25 protein-coding genes are annotated in these 25,884 nt (G+C 52.4%); 14 read left to right on the forward strand and 11 right to left on the reverse strand.

The features are described 5' to 3' along the window. Positions 1-117 precede the first annotated feature (117 nt). From dnaJ to murJ, 6 genes are all read left to right on the forward strand, one after another. Positions 118-1,239 carry a molecular chaperone DnaJ gene (gene dnaJ / locus NDI52_RS00345; protein ID WP_190770315.1) on the forward strand — a complete coding sequence of 374 codons (1,122 nt, stop codon included), beginning with the start codon at positions 118-120 and terminating at the stop codon, positions 1,237-1,239. Continuing rightward, entirely contained in the window at positions 1,236-1,490 is a 255-nt protein-coding gene (locus NDI52_RS00350; protein ID WP_190770316.1) for a sulfurtransferase TusA family protein, read from the forward strand. Before dnaJ ends, NDI52_RS00350 begins: the two co-directional genes overlap by 4 nt. After that, a complete protein-coding gene (gene rsgA / locus NDI52_RS00355; RefSeq protein ID WP_347280184.1) occupies positions 1,477-2,664 on the forward strand; it encodes a small ribosomal subunit biogenesis GTPase RsgA in 1,188 nt (395 codons plus the stop codon). Before NDI52_RS00350 ends, rsgA begins: the two co-directional genes overlap by 14 nt. Before the next feature lie 283 nt (positions 2,665-2,947). Beyond that, positions 2,948-4,375, forward strand: coding sequence for a 15-cis-phytoene desaturase (gene pds / locus NDI52_RS00360; RefSeq protein WP_190770317.1), 1,428 nt, complete (start codon positions 2,948-2,950; stop codon positions 4,373-4,375). Between the two features lie 103 nt (positions 4,376-4,478). Continuing rightward, positions 4,479-5,408, forward strand: coding sequence for a 15-cis-phytoene synthase CrtB (crtB, locus tag NDI52_RS00365; protein WP_190770318.1), 930 nt, complete (start codon positions 4,479-4,481; stop codon positions 5,406-5,408). A gap of 351 nt (positions 5,409-5,759) precedes the next feature. Continuing rightward, positions 5,760-7,439, forward strand: a complete 1,680-nt coding sequence (murJ, locus tag NDI52_RS00370; protein WP_190769813.1) for a murein biosynthesis integral membrane protein MurJ — start codon at positions 5,760-5,762, stop codon at positions 7,437-7,439. Positions 7,440-7,528: 89 nt separating this feature from the next. On the opposite strand, the gene NDI52_RS00375 is transcribed toward murJ, so the two are convergent. Beyond that, positions 7,529-7,876 carry a c-type cytochrome gene (locus NDI52_RS00375; RefSeq protein ID WP_190769814.1) on the reverse strand — a complete coding sequence of 116 codons (348 nt, stop codon included), beginning with the start codon at positions 7,874-7,876 and terminating at the stop codon, positions 7,529-7,531. A gap of 110 nt (positions 7,877-7,986) precedes the next feature. Here NDI52_RS00375 and grpE point away from each other — a divergent pair, with 110 nt between their 5' ends. The 4 genes from grpE to NDI52_RS00395 all read left to right on the forward strand — a co-directional run bounded on the left by grpE (position 7,987) and on the right by NDI52_RS00395 (position 11,522). Next, positions 7,987-8,637: a nucleotide exchange factor GrpE gene (gene grpE, locus NDI52_RS00380; RefSeq protein WP_190769815.1), complete on the forward strand. Its 651-nt coding sequence runs from the start codon at positions 7,987-7,989 to the stop codon at positions 8,635-8,637. 99 nt (positions 8,638-8,736) lie between these two features. After that, positions 8,737-9,609 carry an S-methyl-5'-thioadenosine phosphorylase gene (locus NDI52_RS00385; protein ID WP_190769816.1) on the forward strand — a complete coding sequence of 291 codons (873 nt, stop codon included), beginning with the start codon at positions 8,737-8,739 and terminating at the stop codon, positions 9,607-9,609. A gap of 17 nt (positions 9,610-9,626) precedes the next feature. Then, the gene (locus NDI52_RS00390; RefSeq protein WP_190769817.1) at positions 9,627-10,184 is read left to right on the forward strand and encodes a sigma-70 family RNA polymerase sigma factor; all 558 of its coding nucleotides are present in this window, start codon (positions 9,627-9,629) and stop codon (positions 10,182-10,184) included. A 684-nt stretch (positions 10,185-10,868) separates the two neighbouring features. Next, entirely contained in the window at positions 10,869-11,522 is a 654-nt protein-coding gene (locus NDI52_RS00395; protein WP_190772553.1) for a hypothetical protein, read from the forward strand. Between the two features lie 81 nt (positions 11,523-11,603). Here the strand turns inward: NDI52_RS00395 and aroH are convergent, their stop codons facing one another. Beyond that, positions 11,604-12,008, reverse strand: coding sequence for a chorismate mutase (aroH, locus tag NDI52_RS00400; RefSeq protein ID WP_190772554.1), 405 nt, complete (start codon positions 12,006-12,008; stop codon positions 11,604-11,606). Between the two features lie 263 nt (positions 12,009-12,271). Beyond that, positions 12,272-13,093, reverse strand: a complete 822-nt coding sequence (gene sppA / locus NDI52_RS00405) for a signal peptide peptidase SppA (protein ID WP_190772555.1) — start codon at positions 13,091-13,093, stop codon at positions 12,272-12,274. 369 nt (positions 13,094-13,462) lie between these two features. Between sppA and NDI52_RS00410 the strand changes: the two genes are divergently transcribed. After that, positions 13,463-14,521 (forward strand): EamA family transporter, encoded by a 1,059-nt coding sequence (locus NDI52_RS00410; RefSeq protein ID WP_190772556.1) that lies wholly within the window; start codon positions 13,463-13,465, stop codon positions 14,519-14,521. Positions 14,522-14,726: 205 nt separating this feature from the next. Here the strand turns inward: NDI52_RS00410 and moaA are convergent, their stop codons facing one another. After that, positions 14,727-15,710, reverse strand: coding sequence for a GTP 3',8-cyclase MoaA (moaA, locus tag NDI52_RS00415; protein WP_190772557.1), 984 nt, complete (start codon positions 15,708-15,710; stop codon positions 14,727-14,729). A gap of 403 nt (positions 15,711-16,113) precedes the next feature. Here moaA and NDI52_RS00420 point away from each other — a divergent pair, with 403 nt between their 5' ends. Further along, entirely contained in the window at positions 16,114-17,016 is a 903-nt protein-coding gene (locus tag NDI52_RS00420) for a low-complexity tail membrane protein (protein WP_190772558.1), read from the forward strand. Positions 17,017-17,080: 64 nt separating this feature from the next. On the opposite strand, the gene NDI52_RS00425 is transcribed toward NDI52_RS00420, so the two are convergent. The 4 genes from NDI52_RS00425 to NDI52_RS00440 all read right to left on the reverse strand — a co-directional run bounded on the left by NDI52_RS00425 (position 17,081) and on the right by NDI52_RS00440 (position 20,491). Then, positions 17,081-17,275, reverse strand: coding sequence for a hypothetical protein (locus NDI52_RS00425; protein ID WP_190772559.1), 195 nt, complete (start codon positions 17,273-17,275; stop codon positions 17,081-17,083). A gap of 145 nt (positions 17,276-17,420) precedes the next feature. Continuing rightward, positions 17,421-18,272, reverse strand: a complete 852-nt coding sequence (locus NDI52_RS00430) for a cytochrome c biogenesis protein CcdA (protein ID WP_190772560.1) — start codon at positions 18,270-18,272, stop codon at positions 17,421-17,423. Positions 18,273-18,274: 2 nt separating this feature from the next. After that, complete coding sequence (locus NDI52_RS00435) at positions 18,275-19,237, reverse strand: hypothetical protein (RefSeq protein WP_206758181.1); 963 nt, start codon at positions 19,235-19,237, stop codon at positions 18,275-18,277. A gap of 504 nt (positions 19,238-19,741) precedes the next feature. After that, on the reverse strand, positions 19,742-20,491 hold the full coding sequence (locus NDI52_RS00440; protein WP_190789457.1) for a dienelactone hydrolase family protein: 750 nt from the start codon (positions 20,489-20,491) through the stop codon (positions 19,742-19,744). 200 nt (positions 20,492-20,691) lie between these two features. Between NDI52_RS00440 and NDI52_RS00445 the strand changes: the two genes are divergently transcribed. Beyond that, positions 20,692-21,681 (forward strand): GntR family transcriptional regulator, encoded by a 990-nt coding sequence (locus NDI52_RS00445; RefSeq protein WP_190772563.1) that lies wholly within the window; start codon positions 20,692-20,694, stop codon positions 21,679-21,681. 65 nt (positions 21,682-21,746) lie between these two features. Here NDI52_RS00445 and NDI52_RS00450 read toward each other — a convergent pair whose 3' ends face one another. Both NDI52_RS00450 and NDI52_RS00455 read right to left on the reverse strand, forming a co-directional pair. Next, a complete protein-coding gene (locus NDI52_RS00450) occupies positions 21,747-22,226 on the reverse strand; it encodes a Tic20 family protein (RefSeq protein WP_190772564.1) in 480 nt (159 codons plus the stop codon). 528 nt (positions 22,227-22,754) lie between these two features. Further along, positions 22,755-22,952, reverse strand: a complete 198-nt coding sequence (locus NDI52_RS00455; RefSeq protein ID WP_190772565.1) for a hypothetical protein — start codon at positions 22,950-22,952, stop codon at positions 22,755-22,757. A gap of 320 nt (positions 22,953-23,272) precedes the next feature. Here NDI52_RS00455 and glyA point away from each other — a divergent pair, with 320 nt between their 5' ends. Continuing rightward, positions 23,273-24,556 carry a serine hydroxymethyltransferase gene (glyA, locus tag NDI52_RS00460; RefSeq protein ID WP_190772566.1) on the forward strand — a complete coding sequence of 428 codons (1,284 nt, stop codon included), beginning with the start codon at positions 23,273-23,275 and terminating at the stop codon, positions 24,554-24,556. 252 nt (positions 24,557-24,808) lie between these two features. On the opposite strand, the gene NDI52_RS00465 is transcribed toward glyA, so the two are convergent. Then, positions 24,809-25,801 carry a pentapeptide repeat-containing protein gene (locus tag NDI52_RS00465; RefSeq protein WP_190772567.1) on the reverse strand — a complete coding sequence of 331 codons (993 nt, stop codon included), beginning with the start codon at positions 25,799-25,801 and terminating at the stop codon, positions 24,809-24,811. Positions 25,802-25,884: the final 83 nt, after the last annotated feature.

Genomic DNA, 25,884 nt, shown 5'->3' on the forward strand with positions numbered 1-25,884 from the left:
CCCGATGCGATACCCTGTGATTTAGGATTAAGAATGTGTGACTGTGCTTAGCCCGTCACATATTCGACAAATTTTGTTCTTATTGTTTTATTCCCCGCACCTCCGAGGCAATGCTCTATGCCCCGTGACTACTACGAGATTCTCGGTGTTTCACGCGAAGCCGATAAAGAAGATATCAAGCAAGCCTATCGCCGCCTCGCGCGTAAGTATCACCCCGACGTCAATAAAGAGGAGGGAGCCGAGGAGCGTTTCAAAGAGATTAACCGGGCCTACGAGGTGCTATCAGACCCGGAAGTAAAAGCCCGTTACGACCGCTTCGGTGAAGCTGGAGTGACTGGAGCTGGAGCTGGTGGCTACCAAGATTTTGGAGATATGGGCGGCTTTGCCGACATCTTTGAAAGCTTCTTCAGCGGGTTCTCTGGGATGGGACAACAGGGCCGTCGTCGCTCTGGGCCAACCCGTGGGGATGACTTGCGCTTAGATCTGAAGCTGGACTTCCGGGAAGCTATCTTTGGAGGCGAAAAGGAAATTCGCATTAGCCACTTGGAAACCTGTACTACGTGTACTGGTTCTGGGGCCAAGCCAGGCACTCGTCCAACCACCTGCGGCACTTGTAACGGAGCGGGCCAGGTGCGCCGTGCGACTCGAACCCCTTTTGGCAGCTTTACCCAGGTTTCAGGTTGTCCTACCTGTGGTGGCAATGGGCAAGTCATTGAGGACAAGTGTGACTCTTGCGGTGGCGCTGGGCTGCGTCAGGAAGCGAAAAAGCTCAAGATTACTATTCCTGCTGGTGTGGACAATGGTACGCGTCTGCGGGTTTCCTCAGAAGGGGATTCCGGACAGCGTAATGGCCCTCCAGGCGATCTGTACGTTTACCTCTTCGTGAATGAGGATCCAGAATTTCAACGGGATGGTATCAACATCCACTCCAAGTTGAAGGTGAGTTATTTGCAGGCCATTCTGGGAGCAAAATTGGATGCCAGCACAGTAGATGGGCCAATCGAAGTGACCATTCCGCCCGGAACCCAACCAGGAACTGTGCTCACCTTGGATAAGCACGGTGTGCCTCGGTTAGGGACGCCGGATGTGCGTGGAGATCATTTGTTGACCGTTTCGGTTGATATTCCAACGAAACTCTCTTCTGAGGAGCGTGAGTTGTTGGAGAAATTGGCAAAGATTCGGGGCGATCGCACCAGTGGTAAAGGTTCGGGCTTTCTGGGGGGGCTGTTTCAGTCATGAGTGATGTGCTCCAGACCCCAGATTTTCAACTGGATCTACGGGGCACACCCTGCCCTATCAACTTTGTACGTACCAAGCTAACTCTGGAGAAACTGGCTCCTGGAGCTTTGCTAGAGGTGTGGCTGGATGGGGGAGAGCCGATTGAACAGGTGCCCGATAGCTTGCGATTAGAAGGCTATCCCATTGAGCAAATTGAAGCGCGGGATGGTTTCTTCTCGCTGCGGGTGCGTCGTCCGAATGCAACGGAATGAGGCCATGCTGGGTCGGGAAAGGGCAGAATTACCCGAACGTATCACGTCAGAACCTGCAGATTTGCAGCAAGACGATGCTGACGAGGCGTCTGAGCAGACCCAGGAATCGGTGCCGTTAATCGGGACAGTGCTGGCAGTTCAAGCCAACTTCTACTCGGTACAGTTAGAGTCAGACACCATTCCGCCTGAAGGGGCGGAGGTTTCCATGTTGCTCTGCACGCGGCGAGCACGTCTCAAAAAGATTGGTCAGCAGGTGATGGTCGGCGATCGCGTCCAGATCGAAGAACCTGACTGGGCTGGAGGACGAGGAGCCATTTCTGCTGTCTATCCCCGGCAGACGGAGCTGGACCGGCCCCGCATTGCTAACGTCGATCAAATTCTATTAGTGTTTGCTCTGGCGGAGCCATCGTTAGAACCCATGCAGCTCAGCCGATTTCTGGTCAAAGCGGAGTCTACAGAAGTAGCGGTTCGGCTGTGTCTGAATAAGCAAGATCTGCTTTCAGAAGAAGAACGGGAGCAGTGGCGCGATCGCCTGGCTACCTGGGGCTACTCCCCCATCTTTATGAGCGTTCAAGCCAATACGGGCCTGGATGACTTGCAAGAGAGCCTGGAAGGCCATATTACTCTGGTTTCAGGGCCATCAGGAGTTGGCAAGTCCAGCCTGCTCAATCGTCTGCTACCTGATGTGGAACTGCGCGTTGGAGAAGTATCTGGAAAACTGCGCCACGGTCGTCACACCACCCGCCACGTCGAATTATTTGAATTAGCCCACGGCGGTCTTCTGGCCGATAGCCCTGGGTTTAATCAGCCTGATTTATACTGTGCTCCCACCGAGTTGGCTCACTTCTTCCCCGAAGCCCGCGAGCGCTTGAGCCATGAATTCTGCCAGTTTAACGATTGCCTCCATCGGGATGAGCCCGGCTGTGCTGTGCGAGGCGATTGGGAGCGGTATGAGTATTATTTAACGTTTTTGGAAGAGGCGATCGCTCGTCAGACTCAACTTGACCGTACCCCTGATGTAGAATCCACCACCAAGCAAAAGATTCGCCAATCGGGTCAAATCGAAACAGAACCTAAACTTTCCCAGAAGAAGTACCGCCGTCAATCGCGTCGCAGTGGCAAGCAAGAACTGGACTCCCTCCACCTGGATGAAGTGTTGGAAGAGGACGATTAATAGCGATTTTTTGTGCGCTATACACACGAAAAATCAACATGGGCGATGTCCTAGCTAACGCGACATCGCAATAAGATGGCGATAACCCGTAAACAAGCATTCCTTGGGTGCATCCCACTTTTGTAGATTTGGGAACCCCATTTTTGTAAGTGAGACGGGCTTCGCCCGCCTCACTTACAAAAATGGGATGCACTCCATTCCTTCAGTATTTTTTAAGGAATGTAAAGGAAAGGCGTATAATCTTAGAGCACATCCAAACACCAACCAAGGGAAGGAATCATTCATGCGAGTAGCGATCGCTGGGGGCGGGTTAGCCGGTCTGGCCTGTGCCAAGTATCTCGTTGATGCCGGACATACCCCCATCGTCCTGGAAAGCCGTGATGTCCTGGGTGGTCTGGTGGCGGCCTGGAAAGATGAAGATGGAGACTGGTATGAAACCGGGCTGCATGTCTTCTTTGGCGCTTACCCCAACATGCTCCAACTCTTCAAGGAGCTGGGAATTGAAGACCGCCTGCAATGGAAAGAACACACCCTGATCTTCAACCAGCCGGAAAAGCCTGGCGTCCTTTCGCGCTTCGACGTACCCGATATTCCGGCTCCCCTTAACGTTATTGCCTCTATTCTGCGCAATAACGACATGCTGACCTGGGAGCAAAAAGTACGCTTTGCGATTGGCCTTCTGCCTGCGATCGTGCGGGGTCAGCAGTACGTTGAGAACATGGATCAATACTCCTTGCTGGAATGGTTGCGGCTGCAAGGGGTTGATGAGCGGGTGAACAGCGATATTTTCATTGCGGCTTCTAAAGCATTGACCTTCATTAACCCTGAAGATGTTTCCGCTACTGTCCCTCTAACGGCTCTGAACCGCTTCCTACAGGAGCGCTATGGTTCCAAGGTTGCCTTTTTAGATGGTTCGCCCACGGAGCGGCTCTGCCAGCCCATCGTGGATTATGTGACCGAACGAGGTGGGGAAGTTCACCTCAAGAAGCCTTTGAAACAGGTGTTATTGAACGATGACGGAACGGTTGGAGGTTTCGCGATTCGTGGCCTAGATGGGGCTCCCGATGAAGTTATTACAGCGGATGCCTACGTCTCGGCCATGTCAGTGGACGTGATGAAGGCATTGATGCCTGAACCCTGGCAGAAGATTGAATTCTTCCAGAAGATGACGGAGTTGGAAGGTGTACCCGTTATTAACATTCACCTCTGGATGGATCGGAAGCTGACGGAGGTAGATCAGCTACTGTTCTCGCGATCGCCCCTGCTCAGTGTCTACGCTGACATGAGCAATACCTGCCGCGAGTATTCAGACCCCGATAAGTCCATGCTGGAACTTGTATTGGCTCCTGCAAAAGATTGGATTGACCGATCTGAAGAGGATATCCTGGCTGCCACCCTGGAGGAGTTGAAAAAGATTTTTCCAGATGATTTTGAGGGTGAGAACCCGGCAAAGCTGCTTAAGTACAAGATTGTAAAAACGCCGCGCTCGGTTTATACGGCGCGTCCAGGCAGTCAGAAGTGCCGTCCCAGCCAAGCTACGCCCATCTCTAATTTCTTCTTGGCGGGTAGTTACACCATGCAACGCTACCTCGGCAGTATGGAAGGTGCCGTGCTTTCTGGTAAGCTTGCAGCGCAGGCTATTTGTCAACCGCCCGTGGTTACCGAGTCTGCCGATGCTCCGGCAAAGGTTCTTCAGCCCGCTTCTTCCTGATAATGGCGATTTATTCTCTTTTTCAGGCTGAATCGTGGCGGTTTACTCCCGTTCGGTTGCCAATTGCTGATAGGTTTATCTGTATTCCAAGCCCTGCGATGTGATGCTGCAACTTCCAAAACCCACCTGCAAGACGCCGCAGGCTTCGGTCGCAGAAGCCTACGAATCTTGTCGTCAAATTACCCAAGAGTACGCTAAAACCTTCTACCTGGGGACGTTATTGATGCCCCCGGAGAAGCGACGCGCGATCTGGGCAATTTACGTCTGGTGTCGCCACACTGATGAATTGGTAGATGGTGCCCGGGCTCAATTTACGACTGACGCCACCCTGGATGACTGGGAGGCGAACCTGGAGTCTATTTTTGCGGGTCATCCGATCTCCGATGTAGATGTTGCCCTGGTTGATACCCTGGAGCACTTTCCTATCGACATCCAACCCTTCCGTGACATGATTGCGGGGCAGCGGATGGATCTCTACCGTAACCGCTACGAGACCTTTGAAGAACTGGAGCTGTACTGTTACCGGGTAGCCGGGACGGTCGGCCTGATGTCGGCAGCGGTGATGGGAGTCGATACGGATGGCCGCACAGCCCCATGGGATGGGGATAAAGGGGTACCTAATCCGATACCGCAGGCGATCGCCCTCGGCATTGCCAATCAGCTCACCAATATCCTGCGAGATGTGGGTGAAGATGCGCGCCGTGGTCGAATCTATCTACCGCTGGAAGACCTGGCTCGGTTTAATTACACCGAGGAAGATCTGATGAACGGCGTCATCGACGACCGTTGGCGAGAGTTGATGAAATTTCAGATTCGTCGGGCTCGTCAGTTTTTTGCGGATTCTGAGAGTGGCATTCGTCAGCTCAGCCGCGATGCTCGCTTCCCCGTGTGGTCAGCGCTGATGCTCTATCGCCAAATCCTCGATGCTATCGAGAAGAACCGCTACGACGTGTTCACGAAGCGAGCCTATGTTTCGGGTGCGCGGAAGTTTCTGAGCCTGCCCTTAGCTAAGCTGCGCGCGGAGATTCTTTAGCTGTCCCCCTCATGAAAAGCCAGGGGCTGTTTTAAGGGTTGTTTTTTTCGCACGCTTAGCGCACGAAAAAACAACCCTTTCAATAAGCTTTGAAACTTACCCTAGTAGGCTGCGGCCTAAGTTCGCAACCTATGTTTTTGTGTAGGGTGCGAAGCACCCTACACAAAAACATAGGTGATGGATTTCCGCCTCAGCGTACTAGTATTCTCATCCGCTTGTTGGGTGCGCCGGAAGAGTCGTTCAGTATCCCTTCTACCCTGCCCATGGATAGGTTTGAAATAGAACCCGCAAAACTTCTTACCCATTTCAGGCTTAAATGGGTGAAGTCACCCTAAAGGAACCTGAAATTCTGTGTCTGATGTCAAGCGCCCAGCCCGCTCTTTAACCAGGATTGCTGGTATTGTTGCGGCGGCCACCCTGATAAGTAAACTGTTTGGGCTGTTTCGGCAGCAGGCGATCGCTGCCGCTTTTGGAGTCGGACCGATTTTCGGAGCCTTCAACTTTGCCTATGTGATTCCCGGCTTTCTACTGATTTTGCTGGGGGGGATAAATGGCCCTTTCCACAGTGCCATTGTCAGTGTTCTGGCCAAGCGGAGGCGCGAGGAAATCGCGGCCATTGTGGAAACCATTACCACCCTGGTAGTCGGCATTCTCCTGTTGGTCATGGTCGGCATGATTGTCTTTGCAGAGCCATTGATGCGATTAGTCGCGCCTGGTCTGTTTATTACCCCAGAGCAATTTCAGGCGTTGGGAGAAGCACCTGAGGTGTATGCAACCTTGCAACAGACTCGGGAAGTGGCTATTTTGCAATTCCGCATCATGTCGCCGTTGGCGGTGCTGGCAGGATTGATTGGCATTGGCTTTGGTACGCTGAATGCCTCAGATCAGTATTGGTTGCCCTCCATTAGCCCAATTTTTTCTAGTCTTTCGGTGTTGTTGGGGTTGGGATGGTTGGCCTGGTATCTAGGATCCGGTATTTCCGGCTCAGAAAACATCATGTTTGGCGGTGCGGTACTGGCCTGGTCGATTGTGGCTGGAGCTGTAATGCAGTGGTTGGTGCAGCTGCCTGTGCAATGGAGATCGGGGTTAGGAACGTTGCGCCCCCGCTTTAACTTCCGTCAGCCGGAAGTGCAGGAAGTGATCAAAATCATGGGGCCTGCCACATTCTCCTCAGGCATGATGCAGATCAACGTCTGGACGGACTTGTTTTTTGCATCGTTCATCCCCAGTGCGGCGGCGGCGGTATCGGCTATGGGCTACGCGGGTCTGTTGATTCAGACGCCGCTGGGTATCCTGTCTAACGTTATCCTGGTGCCCTTGCTTCCTGTTTTTTCTCGTCTGGCGGCGCCAGAAAATTGGCCTGATCTGAAGCTGCGCATCCGGCAGGGGTTGTTAATGACGGCTATCACGATGCTGCCAATCAGCGCTCTGATGGTCGCTCTGGCGGTGCCGCTGTCGCGGGTGGTTTATGAACGCTACGCATTTACAGAAAAAGATTCGTATCTGACGGCTTCAGTGCTGGTGGCTTATGCCTTGGGCATGTTCTTCTATCTAGGCCGAGATGTATTGGTCCGCGTCTTTTATGCTCTGGAAGATGGGGATACTCCTTTTCGCATCAGCGTCGTTAATATTTTTTTGAATGCCTTTTTGGATTTCCTGCTGGTCAAACCTTTAGGTGCAGTGGGTTTGGTATTGGCAACGGTAGGGGTCAATTTCATTGCCCTAGTGACGATGCTGTGGATTCTCGATCGCCGCCTGAATGGGTTGCCTCTGCGTCAGTGGAGTATGATTACGCTGAATCTGACCGTTGGGAGCGTGATGACTGGAGCGATCGCCTACGGTAGCCTCCGACTTCTGCAAAATTGGATGGGGTTGGACGGCTTCTTCGTTCAGTTAGGGGAATTGGCGATCGCTGGAGCCCTAGGATTTTTGGCTTTTGCGTTTTATGCCAGCCGATTACAGTTGCCGGAGGTCGATCAGTTTGTCGGCCGTATCCGTGAGCGATTTAGTCGGGGACGTTCTCAGGAATAACCTATCGTCAACGTTCGGTATGGTTCTGCTATTCCGTGATGTTTTGACTGTCAAATGCTTCGACGCTACCCTGACCCATCACTTCGAAATTAGGGTTTCCAATTTTGTGCCGCTTGCTCCAATACATAGTTAGCGACGGCTTGAATTTCGTCTGGCGTCATGCGGTCAGCATAGGCGGGCATATTGCCTTTGCCGTGGGTAACGAGTTGGGCGATTGCCTCAGCAGTGTCATATCCGTTGCGTTCCAGGGTTTTTTGTTTCAGATTTTTGCCCCGGCGAATGATGTTGCCGCCGTTAATATGGCAGCCGGCACAGTGCGTCTCAAATAGGGGGGCCGCGTCCGGCAAATTGCTTGTGGGCAACTCGGCGGCCCAGGTTCCCGCGATCGCCCCCAACCAGAACATGGCTACTATCAATCCCGTCACCAATCTGCGCATTTTGTCCCTCAACTCTGGATACGATGTAATGTTTTTGTGGGTGGCAGGCTGTCTCTGCTACCCACAAAAACATTACTTGAAGTTGGGAAGCGCAACATCAGGACGCTGGTATGAACTCCCCGGATTTTTCAGAACGGTTGCGATCGCTGCTTGAAGCAGCCAATATCCCCAGTTTTCGAGCGCTTTGTCGCAAGGCAGAGGTGTCGAAATGGCAGGTGGAGCAGTTGCGCCGAGGGCAGATAGCTGCCATGCGCGTCGAGAACTTGCAACGCATGAGTGAAGCTCTAGGCCTGTCTTTAACGGAGTTTATCTCCCATTTTTCATCGACTTTGGTAACATCAACTGCGGTAGAAAACTCAGCTTCTACTGACTCAGACGCTACCGCCCTACAGGAGGAGTATCAACGGCTTCAGGCCAAACTAGAGCAACAGCGGGAGCAGTTATTGGCTGAATTTCAGCAGGCGACGCTGCAAACTCTGGAATCTATGCTGGTGCAACTACCAACAGCCTTGTATACAGCCCAGCAAAAACCGGATATCCCAGCTAGTCGTTTAGCTCCCCTACTGCGGCCGCTGGATCAATTGCTGAGCCAGTGGGGGATCGAGTCGATCGCCCCGGTCGGCTCCGAGATTCCCTATGACCCGCAGCAGCATCAATTGATGGAAGGGAATGCACAGCCAGGAGATCAAGTCAGGGTGCGATATATGGGGTATGTGCAGGGCGATCGGTTGCTTTATCGGGCCAAGGTTAGCCCAGTGTAGGGGGCGATCGCTACTTGGTTTTTTTATGCAAGGTCTGATATTACTCTTAACACCCTGAGTGATTGATATAAAATCCTAGAGTCGTTCAGAACCCCAGCTATGACAGATATTCAGATCGGCATTATCGGCGGCAGCGGCCTCTACCAAATGGAGGCGTTGCAGGATGTGGAGGAAATCCGGGTGGATACACCCTTTGGGCCACCCTCCGATGCGCTGATTCGGGGCACCTTGGATGGGACGCCGGTTGTATTTCTAGCGCGTCATGGGCGCGGGCATACGCTGATGCCAACGGAACTCCCCTTCCGGGCGAATATCTACGCGATGAAGAGTTTGGGGGTGAAATATTTAATTTCGGCTTCGGCCGTGGGGTCTCTAAAAGCGGAAGTGAAGCCGCTGGATATGGTCGTGCCAGATCAGTTCATCGATCGCACCCGACACCGTGTATCCACCTTTTTTGGTGATGGCCTTGTTGCTCATATTTCCTTTGGTGACCCAGTGTGCAATCGATTGGCGGAAGTGTTGGCGGGGGCGATCGCTGACCTCAATCTGCCCGACATTACTTTGCATCGGGGGGGCACCTACGTTTGCATGGAAGGCCCAGCATTTTCCACAAAAGCGGAATCGAATCTATACCGGAGCTGGGGCGCCACGATTATTGGCATGACAAACTTGCCTGAAGCCAAGCTTGCCCGTGAAGCCGAAATTGCCTATGCCACTCTAGCTCTAGTAACAGACTACGATTGCTGGCATCCCGACCATGACAGTGTGACGGTTGAAATGGTGATTGGCAACCTGCAGAAAAACGCCGTTAACGCCCAACGGGTCATTCGTGAAACAGTCCGGCGTCTGAGCGAGAATCCGCCTTTATCCGATGCTCATGATGCCCTCAAGTATGCCATTATCACCCCGTTGGATAAGGCACCTGACAGTACAAAAGAAAAGCTCAAGCTGTTATTGCAAAAGTATTTATAGGTTCTCAATCTATATCCATGCTTGATACTGATGCAGAGCTGATTCAAGCCCTTCAAGCCGGTCAGACTGCTGCACTGGGCGTTGTTTATGATCGCTATTCCAAGTTGGTGTATGGAATTGCGATGAAAATTCTGGGTAACTCAGCAGAAGCAGAAGACCTGACCCAGGAGGTTTTTCTCACCTTATGGCAACGCAATACCTATCAGGCGAGTCGGGGCAGTTTGAGTAGTTATTTGTCAACGGTGACGCGATCGCGCGCCATCGATCGCCTGCGAGTGGGCAGCAACCGTCGCCGTATCTTAAATCAGTGGTCCGATGAGGTCAGCCCTCCTATCACGAGCACTACACCCTTTGATCAAGCCTCTACCCTTGAACGAGGAGAGCTGGTTCGCTGTGCTGTAGCGATGCTCCCAGAAATGCAGCGGCGAGTTTTGGAGCTGAGCTATTTTGAAGGCTTAAGCCAGGCAGAAATTGCTCAATTTCTGGACGCTCCACTGGGCACTGTAAAAACCTGGACTCGGAAAGGACTCCTGCAGTTGAGTCAAAACTTGCAATCCCTTCGGGATAGTTCGTAGAAGCTCAGTCGTGTTTTAAACGTAAGGGCGTTTTTGAGTGCCGTGCAACGTACGGCACTCAAAAGCAGCAATTCTCAGTATGGGCTTCAGCGTTGAAGCCCGAAAATAACCTCAGTTCGGGTTAAGGGCTTTTTCGAGTGCCGCGCTTCGCGCGGCACTCGAAAAAGCCCATTATTGCGTGCGCGTCGCGCACGCAATAATGGGCGGTTCGGCTTATCCCGAACTGACGTGAAAATAGCCCGCCGAAGGCGGGCTATTTTCGGGTTGGATTCCAAAATGAGAATTACTGACTTAAAAACGCCCTTAACCTATCAGCTCATTTAGAACAGTACTGGTGGATTTCTTGCCAGCGGATATCTCAGGTTGATAAGAGAATCGGTGTGAAATATTCACTTCAGCTAAAGTAAAAAAATAGTTTGTTCTTTGATAGAAAAGCGATGCTGTGAGCCTTGCACCTTGGGTTAAGAAGCACAGACCTGTTCAGTACATGATCCCACGCATAGATGCAATAAACACATTTCTGTTAGGCCACACCTTAGAGGTACGGATTGCCGAAATATGTACTCCTAGGGGATATTTTGCTTATCCCTGCAGGTAGGTGTATCCACAGCAAACACAGCCTATTTTGGACTTATGAAAATTCACGCCTAGATTTCACCTATAGCTAGCAGGAGCTACTAGACCATGGCTTACACAAATGAACCTGTCAATCGGGTTGTAGAACCGATGGCTGCTGTCCCAGTTGCCGAGTATCACGATCTGGTACGTTGGGGTCCTATCTTTGCAGGACTCGTCACCGCGATCAGCTCTCAACTCGTGCTGACAGCTCTGGGTGCCGCGATCGGTCTAACTACTCTGGCTAACTCTGGAGCCCCCCAAGCCAATGCCGGTGGAGTTGGCTCCGCTGTGGGTATTTGGTCGATCATCAGCTTGTTTATTTCTCTATTTCTGGGTGGCTGGGTTACCTCCCGTGCTTGCGGTCCGATGAACCGTAAGACTGCTCTGTTGAATGGTGCAATTCTGTGGGCAACTACCCTGGCCGTCAGTGCCTGGTTGATCTCCTCCGGTGTTTCCGGTGCATTCGGTATTGCTGCATCGAATGCTGGAGAAATCCTGAATCAGACGGGCAACATTCCTAACCCCGCGAATGTTCAAACTCCCGATGTAACAACTCAGGAAGCTCAAAACCTTGCAGGCAACTCGGCTAAAGTGGGTTGGTCTTTTGCCCTGGGTTCATTGCTGGGTCTGGCCGCCTCCATGATTGGTGCTGCTGTTGGCGCTCGCAGCCCCCGCTCCCATCAGCGTACGAACGATCGCACCTACACCAACGTATCCTGAGGATTCTTAAAGTCAATAGATAGATAAAGAGAATGCACGGTGCTAAGCACCGTGCATTCTTCTTTAAAGGAAACAGGGATTCTAGAACTGAGGGATGACAGGTTCCATGCTTAAATCGGGTCGCAGAACGGCGGCACCGCGCAGGTAGGCATGGTGGAAGCGGATATGAGCTGGGGCATTGATATGGATCATCAGCCGGATGCAGCGCTCCAGGCTACCTGCAACGTGCATTTGTTGCACATCGAGCAGGGGAACGTTTTGCCAGTGGGGGCGTTGGCGGGCGATCGCCGCGGGAAAAGCTGCATCTAGATCTCGGGTAACGGAAAAAGTCACACTGACAATTTCATCAAAATCCAACTGATTTCGATGCTCGATAGCATCTAGCATTTCCATCACAGCCGAGTGAATTGCCTCCACCGAATTTCCAGTCGCAGTGGTTGCTCCTCGAATTGCCCGCACTCGCCAACCCACGTGGATGTCCTCCATAAGCTCCATACCAATGTTTTCAAAACTTACTCAAAACTTTTTAACATTCGAACCATTTCAAATTTGACTGCATCCTCTTGTTTTAACAGCCTTAATAGGAGTCCTTTGAAAAGCCCTAAAAGAAATTAGGCTTTGCCCGCTCTGCATACAAAGAACTAACCTTTCAACGGATCTCTGATCGGTCTGTCTCTCCATTGAAATGCGGAAACCATGAATCCTTTAACCTTGCTTTGATAAAGATCCTGTGAATTCTCCGTCAAACCCTAAGGACGAAACATCCATAGCGGCAATCCATTGGTTTCTAGCTCAAATTCCATCCATTGGGTTGTGGCTTGTAATTGAGCAGGGAAGCGGGTATTTGATGGCAGAATGCGGTTGATCAGCTTTTTCTTCTCTTCCAAGGTGTAGCAGGGTGTCTTCTCTGGATCTAACCCTACCAGCTCTGCTACCCAACGGCGAGCATCAGCTTCGGTACCCAGGCGATCGACGACCCCCAGTTCCAAGGCTTGTTGCCCTGTAAAAATACGTCCATCGGCAAAGGCTCTTACGGCCTCAACCGGAAGCCTGCGGGCCTCTGCAACAGTCTGGACAAACTGGCTGTAACTGCTATCAATGAGCGCCTGCAAAATACCTTGCTCAGGCTCAGTCAATTCTCGATCAAAGGCCAGAATATCTTTGTAGGGGCCAGATTTAACCACCTTAAAAGAAACGCCCACCTTGTCCAGCAACCGCTCCAGGTTATTGCCGCGTAAAATAACGCCAATACTGCCGGTGACCGTACCGGGGTTTGCCATGATGTGCTGAGCTCCCATGGCAATGTAGACCCCACCCGAAGCCGACAGATTACCAAAGCTCGCAACAATCTTGACCTTGTCCTGAAGCCGTTTGAGCGCCTCGTAGATTTCCTGAGAATCGCCTACGGTGCCGCCAGGGCTGTCGATCCGCAGGAGTAATGCCGGGAATTTCTTCTCTTCTACGGTTTTGAGGGCTTCTAAAACGCGGGTGCGGGTGGAACCATTGATCGCCCCATTCACTTCAATGCGGGCAATCTGTTGACGAAATGGGCGCTTAAAAAACCAAACCATGTTGAATCCGTACAATCGTTCGTGCGACTAAGCTGATCTCTAGTTTGCACTAATCCACCCCGAATGATTCTCCGTAAGTGGCAATTCAGCGCTGGCGAATTGAGGGGGTTACCTTCAATGCAGCAGTTCTTACAGCACTTTTTAAGCGCTTAAAATCTGGTTATTTTTGTGAGAGTCGCGCGGAGTGCGGCTCTCACAAAAATAACCATGGCTAATTCAAGCGCAAAGCGCTGTAATACTTGGATGAGGTAGAAGGAGGGCAAAGTGGTGCTCTCACCGTACTCAGACGCCGATGTGAGAGAATACAGACCATTTTGTTAAGAAACTACATAATCTGTAAAATTAGATGAAGACTTTCTGGCAGTCCCTATGGCCCTCAAATTATCCGAGTCTCGGATTCCCGTTGCATCCTTGTTGTTGATTGCCCCCTTCTTCCTGTGGGGAACAGCGATGGTTGCCATGAAAGGGGTAATTCTACAAACCACACCTCTCTTCATGGCCGGAATTCGATTGGTACCAGCGGGGCTGCTGATCCTTGTCGCCACGCAATGGATGGGTCGCCCTCAGCCATCCGGTTGGAGAGCCTGGGCCTGGATTTCATTATTCGGCCTGATTGATGGGGCCTTGTTTCAGGGCTTTCTAGCCGAAGGATTAGTACGCACTGGCGCGGGTTTGGGGTCTGTGATGATTGACTCTCAACCGCTGGCGGTGGCGCTGATGGCACGTTTCTTATTTGGGGAACAGGTGCGCCTTTGGGGCTGGCTAGGATTAGCGTTTGGGGTTGCTGGCATTAGCCTTTTAGGGCTGCCCGAGGCTGTTCTTTCTGGCCTCCTGCATGGGCAGTTGTCGCTGGGTAGTGGCGTGGATCTGGTTGAGCGAATTTTTCAGAACGGTCAGTGGCTGATGTTGCTGGCAGCTCTATCAATGGCGGTGGGTACGGTGCTAATGCGTTATGTGAGCCGTCATGCTGATCCGGTGGCGGCAACGGGCTGGCACATGATTTTGGGCGGCATTCCATTGTTTGTTCTGTCGGCCTGGGGAGAAGTGGGCCAATGGCAGCAGTTGGGCCTGTCAGAGTGGACGGCGATGGCTTATTCAACCGTGTTTGGAAGTGCGATCGCCTACGGTCTCTTTTTCTACTTTGCTGCCACCGGTAGCCTTACCAGTCTTGTTTCTCTGACATTTCTCACCCCCGTCTTTGCCTTGCTATTTGGCAATTGGTTGTTGGGTGAGGTGCTGAATTTAACCCAATGGTTTGGTGTAGGGTTGACGCTGGTGAGCATCTATTTGATTAATCAGCGCGATCGCCTCAGCGAAATCGTGTTTGGCCGTTCTTCAACGGAGGCGCAGGTGGAGGGAGATGGGGAGGCGATCGCCCTCGTTTCAACGACTACAACCAACGTTCCCTCGGAAGCTGAGTCGTCTTGAAAAGACCAGAGCTAGTAGGCTGCGGCCTAAGTTCACAACCTATGTTTTGTGTGGGGTGCGAAGCACCCCACACAAAACATAGGTGATGGATTTCCGCCTCAGCGTACTAGTGCATTTTTGTTAGGGATAAGTAGCTCAGCAAACCTAAGACCGAAAAGGCTGTACTGCCCACACGGGCGATACAGCCTTTTCGGTCTTAGCTGTATTAGCCGCCGATTTCCGACATGACCCGGTTTAGGGGGACATCTTCTTCTGCTAAACCATGGCCCCAGGGTTTGAGCCAGATGGCATCTTCAATCAGTTGTTGTAAGTCTGTAGAAGAAATGCCTTGACGGAGGGGGGTGAGTACATCCAGTTCATGGTCACGCAGCAGGCAGAGCCGTAAGCGCCCGTCAGCTGTCAACCGGGCCCGGTTGCATCCAGCACAAAAGGGTTGTGTGACCGGACTGATGAAACCTAAGCTTCCTACAGCTCCTGGTAGCTGGTACAGGCGGGCTTCTCCATCAAGTTGACCGTTATTGAGAAGTACCGGCGCATCTAACGTATCACCGATACGAGCCAGTAATTCGGCTTCACTGACGGAGTTGGCCTGTTGAAATTCTGCCACTTCTCCAAAGGGCATCATTTCGATGAATCGCACCTGCCAGGGGAAGTCGTAAGTTAGGCGCGCTAACTCGATCACGTCTTCTCGGTCATTAAAGCCGCGTACAATCACAGCATTCAGTTTGACGTGTAGTCCTACTTCTGTCGCAGCTTTAATTCCACTCCACACGTCGCCGACGTCCCCCCAGCGTGTCACCGCTTTAAACTTGTCAGGGTCGAGAGTATCAATGCTGATGTTGACGCGTTGCAATCCTGCCTCGGCGAGGGGCTGTGCCAGTTTTGATAACAACACGCCATTGGTCGTCATAGCCAGTTCTTCGACACCGGGGGCAGCGGCTATATGGCGCACCAAGCCCACAATATTTTCTCGCAGAGTTGGTTCGCCTCCAGTCAACCGGAATTTTCGAAATCCAAGGATCGTGGCAAAGAGTGGAATAAGCCGCTGTAATTCCTCATCCTGAAGCAGTTCGGCACGGGGACGAAAGGTCATCGTCTCCGGCATGCAATAGACACAGCGCAGATTACAGCGATCTGTCAGAGAAATCCGCAGGTAGTTGATGCTGCGCCCGTAGCGATCGATCGCCATAGATTAAACCGGGATTAGGGAACGGTAATCGGTACTTGGGAAAGTTTCGATGGATGAAACCGAATGAACTGGGCTCGGTTTATCAACCATAGTAAGGAAAAGCCAGGGGAAACGACAGAGGCGGTTGCCGCACCTCGTGGAATGCCGTTTCTTCTATAGCACTGTGCGCATTAGTTAATTACGGTGGTGTGGAGTACTTCGTGCCTCACGCCACCGTTGCTGTACTTCATGCACTTGCACATCGCTATGCATTCGTATACACAAAAAATGGCATTTTTTAAGTAATGCCCCCACTCTGAATTAGGATTGCAATGGATCGATTCGACATTAAGGTAGGAGAGCGGCAGCTTCGCGTCTCTTCCCCCTGACGTTCGAGCAATCTGGCGGTTCACGGTTCACGATTATGCGTGCTTTCTGGTCTGATCCTTATCTCTGGCTGCACTTGGCGGGCCTTGCTACCGTGCCCCTATGGCTGGAAATTTGTCTGTTGGGGCTGGCAGTGGGCGATCCAGTTCTGCCCGTCTGGCTAGAGGTTTTGCTGGTGGCTGGAGTCGGTATTGTGCCCATTTTGTGGATGCAATGGCAAAAGCCCTTCTGTATCTTCAGCTTGCTGTTTTTATCCGTAGCGCCCATTCATATGACAGAGGGGCAACGTCGACTACTGCGGCTGTTTAAAGGCTCGTTTAACCAACTGCTGGCTATTCCAGTTGCGGTAGGGTTACTGGTTGTCCTGTGGCAGCTTTACCTGCGGGCCCCCTTGGTGGCCTCGGTGGCTCCCTTTGATGGGCAGCGCTGGTTTGGATTGGGGTTAGCGGCGATCGCCTTCTTCTTCGCCAATCTTTTCACCCAGGTTCCGGTCAGTGTTCTGGGGGTTATGGTGGCGAATGATGCCAAGGTTAACCGTCAAGAACCTTACCCTACCGAGCGCATCGGTAAAGACTTCACCCTGCTTGGAATTCGCCTCAAGCGCATTCTTCCCATGCCCGAGTCTGTGGTCGTCCCCACTCCGTCTTCAACGCTTGCTGCAACGGACGGAGAATCTCCCTCCCCAGATACATCCGTTGTTACATCTGCTGAAGTCCCACATCAAACTGAAGTAGCGGAGTCTTCTATCTCAGAGTCATCCACTCTTCTGTCGGATCAACCTGAAGAAGGCACAGTTCAACCTGAAGGGACAGAATCTCCACTCGAAATATCTGAAGATGAGCTGGCCTTAGCGGTAGATACGCTCTACTCTTCGGAGCCGTCGACGAAAGAAGATGCGGAAACTACAGAACCAACGGTTGATACGCCACCGGATGCCTAATTGGGTCGTCCACAATAACAAAGAGCGCGGTGCTAAGCACCGCGCTCTTTGTTTCAGTCATCGTTTAGTAGCTGTCATCGCCAGCAACGCGATCGCCCTCACCAGGGCCCATTTCTAAGGCGAGAGAGGCATCTCGAATTGCTTTCCACTGACGGAATAACTCTGGCCCTCGCAGGTCGTGTTTGCGGTAATTTCGGACTGCCTGATCTAATGCCTGACTTGTATTCAGTCTGGGATTGGAATTCGACGGAGTGCCCATAGGTATGCCTCTCTGTGGAAGTCAAGGGAGAGAAGGGTTGTCGGAAATGTTCTGTAACAGAACATCAATAGACTGGAGAGAAGTTCCGTAAACTCTTCTTTGGTTGAATTATGGCACAAAGGTATCTTGCGATACAGATTTTTTTCTAATTCTTCATCAATGTGAGCCAATTTACCCCCGTCGCAATGTAATAGGTTCCCAGGAGCACCAGCATGACGGCACCAATTCGCAAGAATTTGCTGGAATGGACCAGCCATCCTCGGGTTTGTTTTGCCAACCCAGTAAAGAGGCTGGCTAGAAAAATAATCATGCTGTAGCCAATGGCATAGCTCACCATCGTCAGCACACTGATCACCTGTGAGCCTGTTGCTCCTGCCGCGGCAATGACCGCGAACACAATGGGGCTGGCACAGGGAGATAAAACCAGGGCAAACGACAGGCCAAAGATGTAGGGATTGGCAAGGGGCAAGTGTTTCCCAAAGGATGGCATGGGTAGAGGCACAATCCCAAACAGCCCTAACCCCATGGTTACAATCAGCAGTCCTACCAAAACATTGATATAGCCACGGTATTGGAGGGCGATCGCCGCTGCCACCGACGAAAACAGCCCAATAATACTGAGGGTCGTACTGACCCCCAGTACAAACAGACCTGCTTTGAGCAAGGCATCCCGCCGAGACGTAATTTCTCGGGTACCAATGTAGCCCAGGTTCACCGGTAGCAAGGAAAGAATGCAGGGAGAAAGGCTGGCTATCAGCCCTCCCAGAAACGCCATTGGCAACAGTAGCAGTGGGTTCTGAGCAGCCGTCTGTTCCAGCCAGGGACGGTACAGTTCTTCTAGCCAAAACACCAGGGATTGCAATGGTCGTAGAAATTCAATCAGGCGAATCTGGCTAGCCCAGACCACCAGCCCCAAACCGAGTAACCCCAACGCTCCTAACCCAAGCCAGTGTTTAACGGAACGCTTTGATGTGGATGCGGTTGTTCTCGGTGTCATGGCTAGTTCCTAAATGTGCGAGGGCCGCTATATCCTGACAAATCTGCCAGGCGGGTCATAGATTGCAGGCCAGGATAGAGTCGTCCATTAATTTGCCAGGTGGGAAAGCTACCCACGTTGGCTGTGCGACAGCGATCTACTTGAGGATTAGTCCCGCGGGGGTCGCATTCTACAATCTCCAATTGCTGCACGGCTTCGGAGCCAAACATTGCCTGCTGACGTTGGCAATAACCACACCAGTAGGCGGCATACATCCGTGCGCCTGTCTGCTGCAAATGATTGGCGAGTGCCACCTCCGCCGTCACATCCGCCCGCTGAGACAAATTGGCCTGGGGCGACGGGCTTTCGCCTGGTGACGGGCTGGTTCCTGGTGACGGGCTTTCGCCTGGTGACGGGCTGGTTCCTGGTGATGGGCTTTCACCCGGAGACGGACTGGCTTCTGGGGAGGCTGTCCCATCCCCGGAAGGGCTGGCGTCAGGTGATGGGCTACTGCCGTCAGCGGGCGAGGCGTCTGCCTCAGGGCGAGCTAGACGGACGGGTTGCCGATTGAGCGGTTGGCTGGCCTGTTGCTGTGCCTCGGCCAAGTTGCGCCGATAGGTGGCCAGATCTTGCTGGGCTTTGGCTGCTTCGGGGGCGCCCTCAGGGATACGGCTGAGGAGGGCGATCGCCCGTTGCCAACGGCTACTCACCAAAGCCCAGTCATCTCGCGATTGGGCTGACTGAGATAGGGTTGCAGCCTGGGTCGCGTTTTCTTTTGCTTCGGCTACCAGTTGAGCAACATTCGGTGCTGCTGGTGTAGCTGAGGTTGCAGGTGACGAAGCGGTTAAGCTGGGTGAGACTGGGACGGGAGTAGCAGTTTCGTTGGATTTGGATGGCGAGCAGCCCCCTAAACTCAGGGTCAAAACGGCTATTAAAACAGGAAGTTGATTCAGTATTGGGCGCATGGCTTCGTTCAATCGCTGCAAGACGACCGAAAAAACGACATCACAACAACCGCCTCAGTAACAACGGCGGATAGGTATAACTTACAGTCAGGATGCCCCAATTTTTTATTTCTGTCGAATAGGGGCTTTTCCGCCTAGTTCGCCGCGCTTACCTGTAACATTCCCCATCCAAGAGAATGGATTAACACATTCAAATGGATTTCCAAAGCTCCAGACCTCTTTGGCAGAGAGGATGGGCGCGGGGCACCCATCCTCTCTTTGTCGCAGGTAACAAGGGGCACTTAGGCTTATGCCAAATAAAGGTTAACGGGTGCATCCCACTTTTGCGGATTTAGGAACCCACTTTTGTGAGGCGGGCTTTGCTCGCCTCACAAAAGTGGAATGCACCCGAGGTTAACTAACCTCAGCTCCAGTTAAGGGCTTTTTCGAGTGCCGCGCGAAGCGCGGCACTCGAAAAAGCTCATTATTGTGTGCGCGTCGCGCACGCAATAATGGGCGGCTCGGCTTATCCCGAACTGACGTTAACTATGAATGCAGAGTTTGGCTAAATAGATGCTGAACTTTTTCCCAGGCATCTGCGGCTGCCTCGGCGTTATAGTTGCCACGCTGGTCGCAGAAAAAGCCATGTTGGGCTCCTGGGTAACGGAATACTCGATGGGAAATGTGGTGGTTTTGCAAGACTCCTTCAATGTCGTCTACATGTTCGGGGGGAATGCTGGGATCATCCATGCCAAAGAAGGCATAAATCACGCCCTGAATGTCAGCGGTGTAGCTGAGTGTGGGTGCGCCACCGCCAGGGCTCCAGGTCGGAATGCCTGCTCCGTAGAAGGAGGCTGTTGCTTTAATGTCGGGTAGGGTTGCGGCTAAGTAAGCAACGTGGCCACCGAAGCAAAAACCAATGCAGCCGATCGCCCCCGCTTTCACATTAGGCCGTGTTTTCAAGTAGGCCAGGGTCGCTGAAATGTCGCTCAGCAGCTCAGAAACCTGAGTTTGCTCTTTATATTGGCGACCAAGCTTAATAGACTGTTCGGTATAGCCTGCTTCAAAGCCGGGAGCCTGGCGCTGGTAGATAGCGGGGGCGATCGCCACGTACCCCAATCGAGCAAAACGTTCGGTGACATCCCGAATATGGGCATTCACCCCAAAGATTTCCTGAATCACAACGATTGCCGGAAACACCCCTTCTGCCGCGGGCTGGGCCAGGTATGCCTCGATTTGCAAATCACCATTGGGGACGGTAATGCGCTCAGTATGAATATCCTGGGTTACAACCATTGTGCTTTTTGCAACTCGCCACGTTAATTATGAAGCTGTCAACGAGATTATGGAGGTAAACTGGATGGCGCAACCGCCTGATCCCTTCGTTTTTAGGATTAAATCCAGGAAACCCTGCGATTTCGAATGTAGTCCCTAATCAGGATCTCTTCCAGCTTGCCCCCCAGCCGCTTGCCCATTTCTGCACTTCCTTAAACACCATGGTTGAGTTCCATATCCAGCCAGAGAGCGACATTCCCGCTTCGGCCCAACTTTATAATCAAATTCGCTTTGCGATCGCCTCTCGCCAATTTCCCCCCGGACACCGCCTGCCCAGCACCCGCCAACTGGCCATGCAAACCGGGCTGCACCGCAACACTATCAGCAAGGTTTATCGGCAGCTAGAAGATGATGGGGTTGTCGATGCCCGAGCTGGAGCCGGCATTTACGTACGAGCTCAGGGCGATGAAGGAGGCGGTGGGGCCAGCCGATCGCCCATCATGGAGAAGCACCCCAAAGCCTACAAACTGGTGCAAAAGAGCCTGGATGAGCTGTTGAACCAGGGGTGTTCCCTGAGCCAGGCCCGAGAATTGTTTCTGGCAGAGATTGACTGGCGGTTGCGGTGCAGTGCCCGCGTGCTGGTTACGGCTCCCAGTCAGGATATTGGGGCCGGTGAGTTGATGGTGCGTGAGCTTCAGCAAGCGCTCCAGATTCCTGTCCAACTGGTACCCCTTGAGGAATTGGGGGAAGTGCTGGATCAGGCCCGTGGGGGAACGGTGGTCACGAGCCGCTACTTCATTGGGGAAGCGGAGGCGATCGCTTCCCCCAAATCCGTTCGTGTGATCCCTATTGATATCTATGACTACCGCAAAGAACTGGACCTACTCAAGGACGTTCCTCGCAACACCAACATCGGTGTCGTGAGTCTCAGTACAGGAATTCTGCGAGCTGTGGAAGTCATTATTCACAGCTTGCGGGGTGAAGAGTTGCTGGTGATGACGGCCCAGACCGAAGATGCCTACAAGCTGACAGCTTTAGTTCGCAGTTCCCAAACCATTGTCTGTTTCGATCAGTACAGTGAAAAGGCGGTACGGGACACGATTCAGAAGGTACGGGATGATCTGATTCGGGCTCCTCGCTTGGTGACTTGCGAGAATTACATCGGTGAAAAGTCCATCAGTCTGCTAAAGCGAGAACTGGGGTTGGAATAGAAACAGGTGCAAAACAAAGCGCGTTGGAGACAGTATCTCCAACGCGCTTTGTAAATGGGGCTAGATTAAGGAATCTGTGTATTTACCGCATCTGAGATGGTAGGAATTTCGGCGTACTTACCCATAGCTGTTTGAACCAGCGAGTAACCAACGGCCGCTAAAGTGCCCAGGAAAATCACGTTGTACAGGGTATCCATCAGCAATCCACCGGGCAGGATGGGCCGCAGTACGTAGCTGATCACAATACTGCACAGGGCCAGCACGATATCAAATAGGATCGCCTGCATCGTGTTGAATCGGATGAAGCGAGCAATGCTCTCATTGCGTACGACCAGCAAAAATAATGCGAAGAAAATCGCCAGACTGAGGAAGGGAACTCCCTGATAAATGGCCGCAATGGGCAGGATTGGGAGGAACAATAGCCCCACCACTGGAAACTGCGACACCAGAGGGGCGGCGAAACCAAGGCACGAGATGAGCGGCAGCAGGTAAGGTAGGCAAGCAAAGATGCGATCGCTCGCCGTTATGGAGCCACGCCAGGTCATGAGCAAAACTCCTAATCAGAGGGAAACTAAGCGGCTTTTGCTCTAGATTACCGCAAACTCTTTCAACCCGTCCTCTATCCATCCACAGCCATCTAAGGAGATTACCGCAAAAGAGTAGCCCCATTTTTGGGAGAAAGTGCGCGGCGAAGCCGCGTACTTTCTCCCAAAAATGGGAAGTTCTTTTTCAGAAATCACCTAATTAACCTCAGTTCGGGATAAGCTGAAGTGCTCATTTTGGCGTGCGCAAAGCGCACGCCAAAATGAGCGTTTTCGAGTGCCGCGCAACGCGCGGCACTCGAAAACGCCCTTAACCCGAACTCAGGTTAATTAATTTAATTAATTACCAATAGGACTTATACAAGCCCACTATATTTATGCATTCTTGTTGTGTGGGGTGCAAGGCAGCCCACACAACAAGAATGCGGATCCTTAAGAGAAGAGGGTAGCTATACTCACAGCTATTCTAAAGACCCCATTACAGAGTAGGAGCGGCACTAAGCACCGCTCCTACTCTGTAATGGGTTTCAATCATTCAATATTGGCAATCCGGAAGCCCATTTGGCACTCGTACTGTTCTGGCACTGTCTCTGCGGTGCGTTTTAGGGCGCGTCCACAGCGTAGCTTCCCATGGTTCCAGCGAGGTTGCCCGCTCTGGTCTGCCATCAGACATCCCGGACAAATCTGCTCCGGGGAAAGAATTTGTTGATCCATTAATACAATAAGCATCCGTCACCTCCGACGTACAGTCGCTTTCCGGTGTACCGTGCTGGATTTCTCCTATCCTTAAATTCTATATCAGCCTTCTATGGTCGCGCCCGGAAGATGGCGGAAGCTTAACGTCATCTACAATCCGCAATTCTCTACCTTTTGATAGAAAGCCAGCTCCTCAAGATCCCATCTTCGCGAGAAACCGCAACCGCAGTATGATGTTAGATCCAGGGCAATCGGCTAAGCGGGGCTTTACCGGAGAGCATACCGTCGCACCCTGGCCCCTAGCATAGGGCAATCTATGCCACGTTGATGTGAGAACTCCTGGGAGCGTATTTGTGACTCAAACCAATTGGGATTTTCTAGCGGCAACCGACCCGACAGTCGCGGCCCTCGTTCAGGATGAGCTGCAACGGCAGCAAGACCATTTGGAATTGATTGCCAGTGAAAACTTTACCTCGGCGGCCGTGATGGCTGCCCAAGGTTCCGTGTTGACCAACAAATATGCGGAAGGTCTACCCGGAAAGCGCTACTACGGTGGCTGTGAGTTCGTTGATAAAGTTGAGCAGTTGGCGATCGATCGCGTCAAAGAGCTGTTTGGTGCAGCTCATGCCAACGTACAACCCCACTCCGGAGCCCAGGCTAACTTTGCCGTTTTCCTGTCTTTGCTAGAGCCGGGCGATACCATTCTTGGCATGGATCTGTCCCATGGTGGTCACCTGACCCATGGTTCGCCTGTGAATGTGTCTGGTAAATGGTTTAAGGTCGTGCAGTATGGCGTGAATCGGGAAACCGAGCGCCTTGACTTTGACCAAATTCGTGACTTGGCTCTGCAACATCGGCCCAAGCTCATCATCTGCGGCTACTCTGCTTATCCTCGAATTATTGAATTCGAGAAGTTCCGGGCGATCGCCGACGAAGTAGGAGCCTATCTGATGGCTGACATCGCTCACATTGCGGGTCTGGTAGCGAGTGGGCACCACCCCAATCCCGTACCCCTATGTGATGTGGTTACCACTACCACCCACAAAACCTTACGGGGTCCTCGCGGTGGCCTGATCATGACCCGGGATGTTGAGCTGGGTAAGAAATTTGACAAAGCCGTTTTCCCCGGTACCCAGGGTGGCCCACTGGAGCATGTCATCGCTGGGAAAGCGGTTGCCTTTGGTGAAGCCCTGCAGCCATCCTTCAAGCAATACTGCGGTCAAGTGATCAAGAATGCTCAGGCCATGGCGGCACAACTGCAAGCCCGTGGTTTTAAGTTGGTATCCGATGGTACTGATAATCACCTGATGCTGGTAGATCTGCGCTCGATCGGTATGACGGGCAAGGTGGCCGACCAACTGTTGGGAACGACCCGCATCACGGCTAACAAGAACACGGTGCCTTTTGATCCCGAATCGCCCTTTGTTACCAGCGGTATTCGTCTGGGCTCCCCAGCGATGACGACTCGCGGCATGGCCGAGGCAGAATTCGTCGAAATCGCCAACATCATTGCCGATCGCCTGCTCAACCCCAGTGACGAATCTGTAGCGGAAGACTGCCGTGTGCGGATTGGAAAGTTGTGCGATCGCTTCCCGCTTTATCCTCACCTGAGCAACCGCCAACCTGCCCTGGTGTAACGTCAACCAATGACTGAGCGCTAGGCGCTCAATCATTAAGAATCTAGTAGAGAGGCCCAGGCACTGCCTGGGCCTCTCTACTAGTACTAAGCGGCTACTATAGCAATGTGCAAGTGCGTTAAGTACAACAACGGTGGTGTGGGGCACGAAGTGCCCCACACCACCGTACTTAATCAACATGCACAGCGCTATAGTACTAAGCGGCAGAAATCAACCTATCCCTAACCATCGGCGAACTTAAGCTGTCGAGTCCTAGTCTCCATCTGAACCATCAGGCATCGTAGCTCCTGCAAGGATGGCTCCGAGCAAATTGGTACTGCTCATTTCAGCTCGAACAAGGTTGGCATTCGTCAGATCTGCGTCACTGAGATCTGTACGGGCCAGATAGGCATCGGTGAGAAATGCTCCCTGGAGATTTGCTTGCTTGAGATTAGCGCGGCTCAGGTCGGCACGGCTCAGCTGGGCATCCTGTAAGTTGGCCCCTTGCAGATTAGCATGGGTCAGTTTAGCATCCGGAAGAATGGCTCCTTTGAGCGTGGTACCTTCCAAATCAGCCTCTAAAGCTTCTACCCGCTCCAATTTAGCATTAGTCAGGTTTGCCTCTCGCAGATTGGCTTGCACCAAGTTTGCCTCCGTTAGAAATGCTCCACGGAGGTTTGCCTCGCTCAAATCTGCTCCGCTCAAGTCGGCTCCTCGTAGCATTGCCTCACTCAGATCCGCACCTCGCAGGTCAACACGAGCCAGGTCGGCTCCCGTCAAATTGGCTCCCTGCAGATCTGCTTTGCGTAGAATGGCTCCCCGCAGATTTGCAATATACTTGCGGTTTTCTTCTCGCAGGTTTGCTCCTCGCAGACAGGCTCCCGTCAAATTCGCTCCACCCAACTCAGCATTCCGCAGATCTGCATCCAGCAGATTGGCATCCAGTAAACTGGCCAGGCTCAGATCCGCTCCTCTCAAATCTGCTCCCTGCAAGATCGCTCCATGTAAATCTGCATCGCGCAGGCTCGCTCGTATAAGATTCGCCTGACTCAGGTTGATGCCGCTTAACCGGGCCCGGTTCAAATGCGCCTTTGATAGGTTTGCTCGGTTCAAGTAAGCCAGGGTCAGCGTTGCATTTTGTAAGTAAGCCTGACTCAGATCAATTCCAATTAAATCTGCCCCTGATAGGTCAATGCCGTTCAGCTTGGCCTCTGCAAAGTTGGTTTGTTTGGCCGCATAACGTTGTAGCAACTCTCGAGCATTCATGGTTGATCCCTTCATTAAGAGGGAGTAGCGTGTATTGATTCCAATGGCGTTCCTCGCATGAATGAGGGGCAGTCTTGTGTGCT

Origin of the sequence: Leptolyngbya sp. PL-A3 (assembly GCF_039962325.1) — a bacterium.
In the GTDB taxonomy this organism is placed as follows: domain Bacteria; phylum Cyanobacteriota; class Cyanobacteriia; order Elainellales; family Elainellaceae; genus Vacuolonema.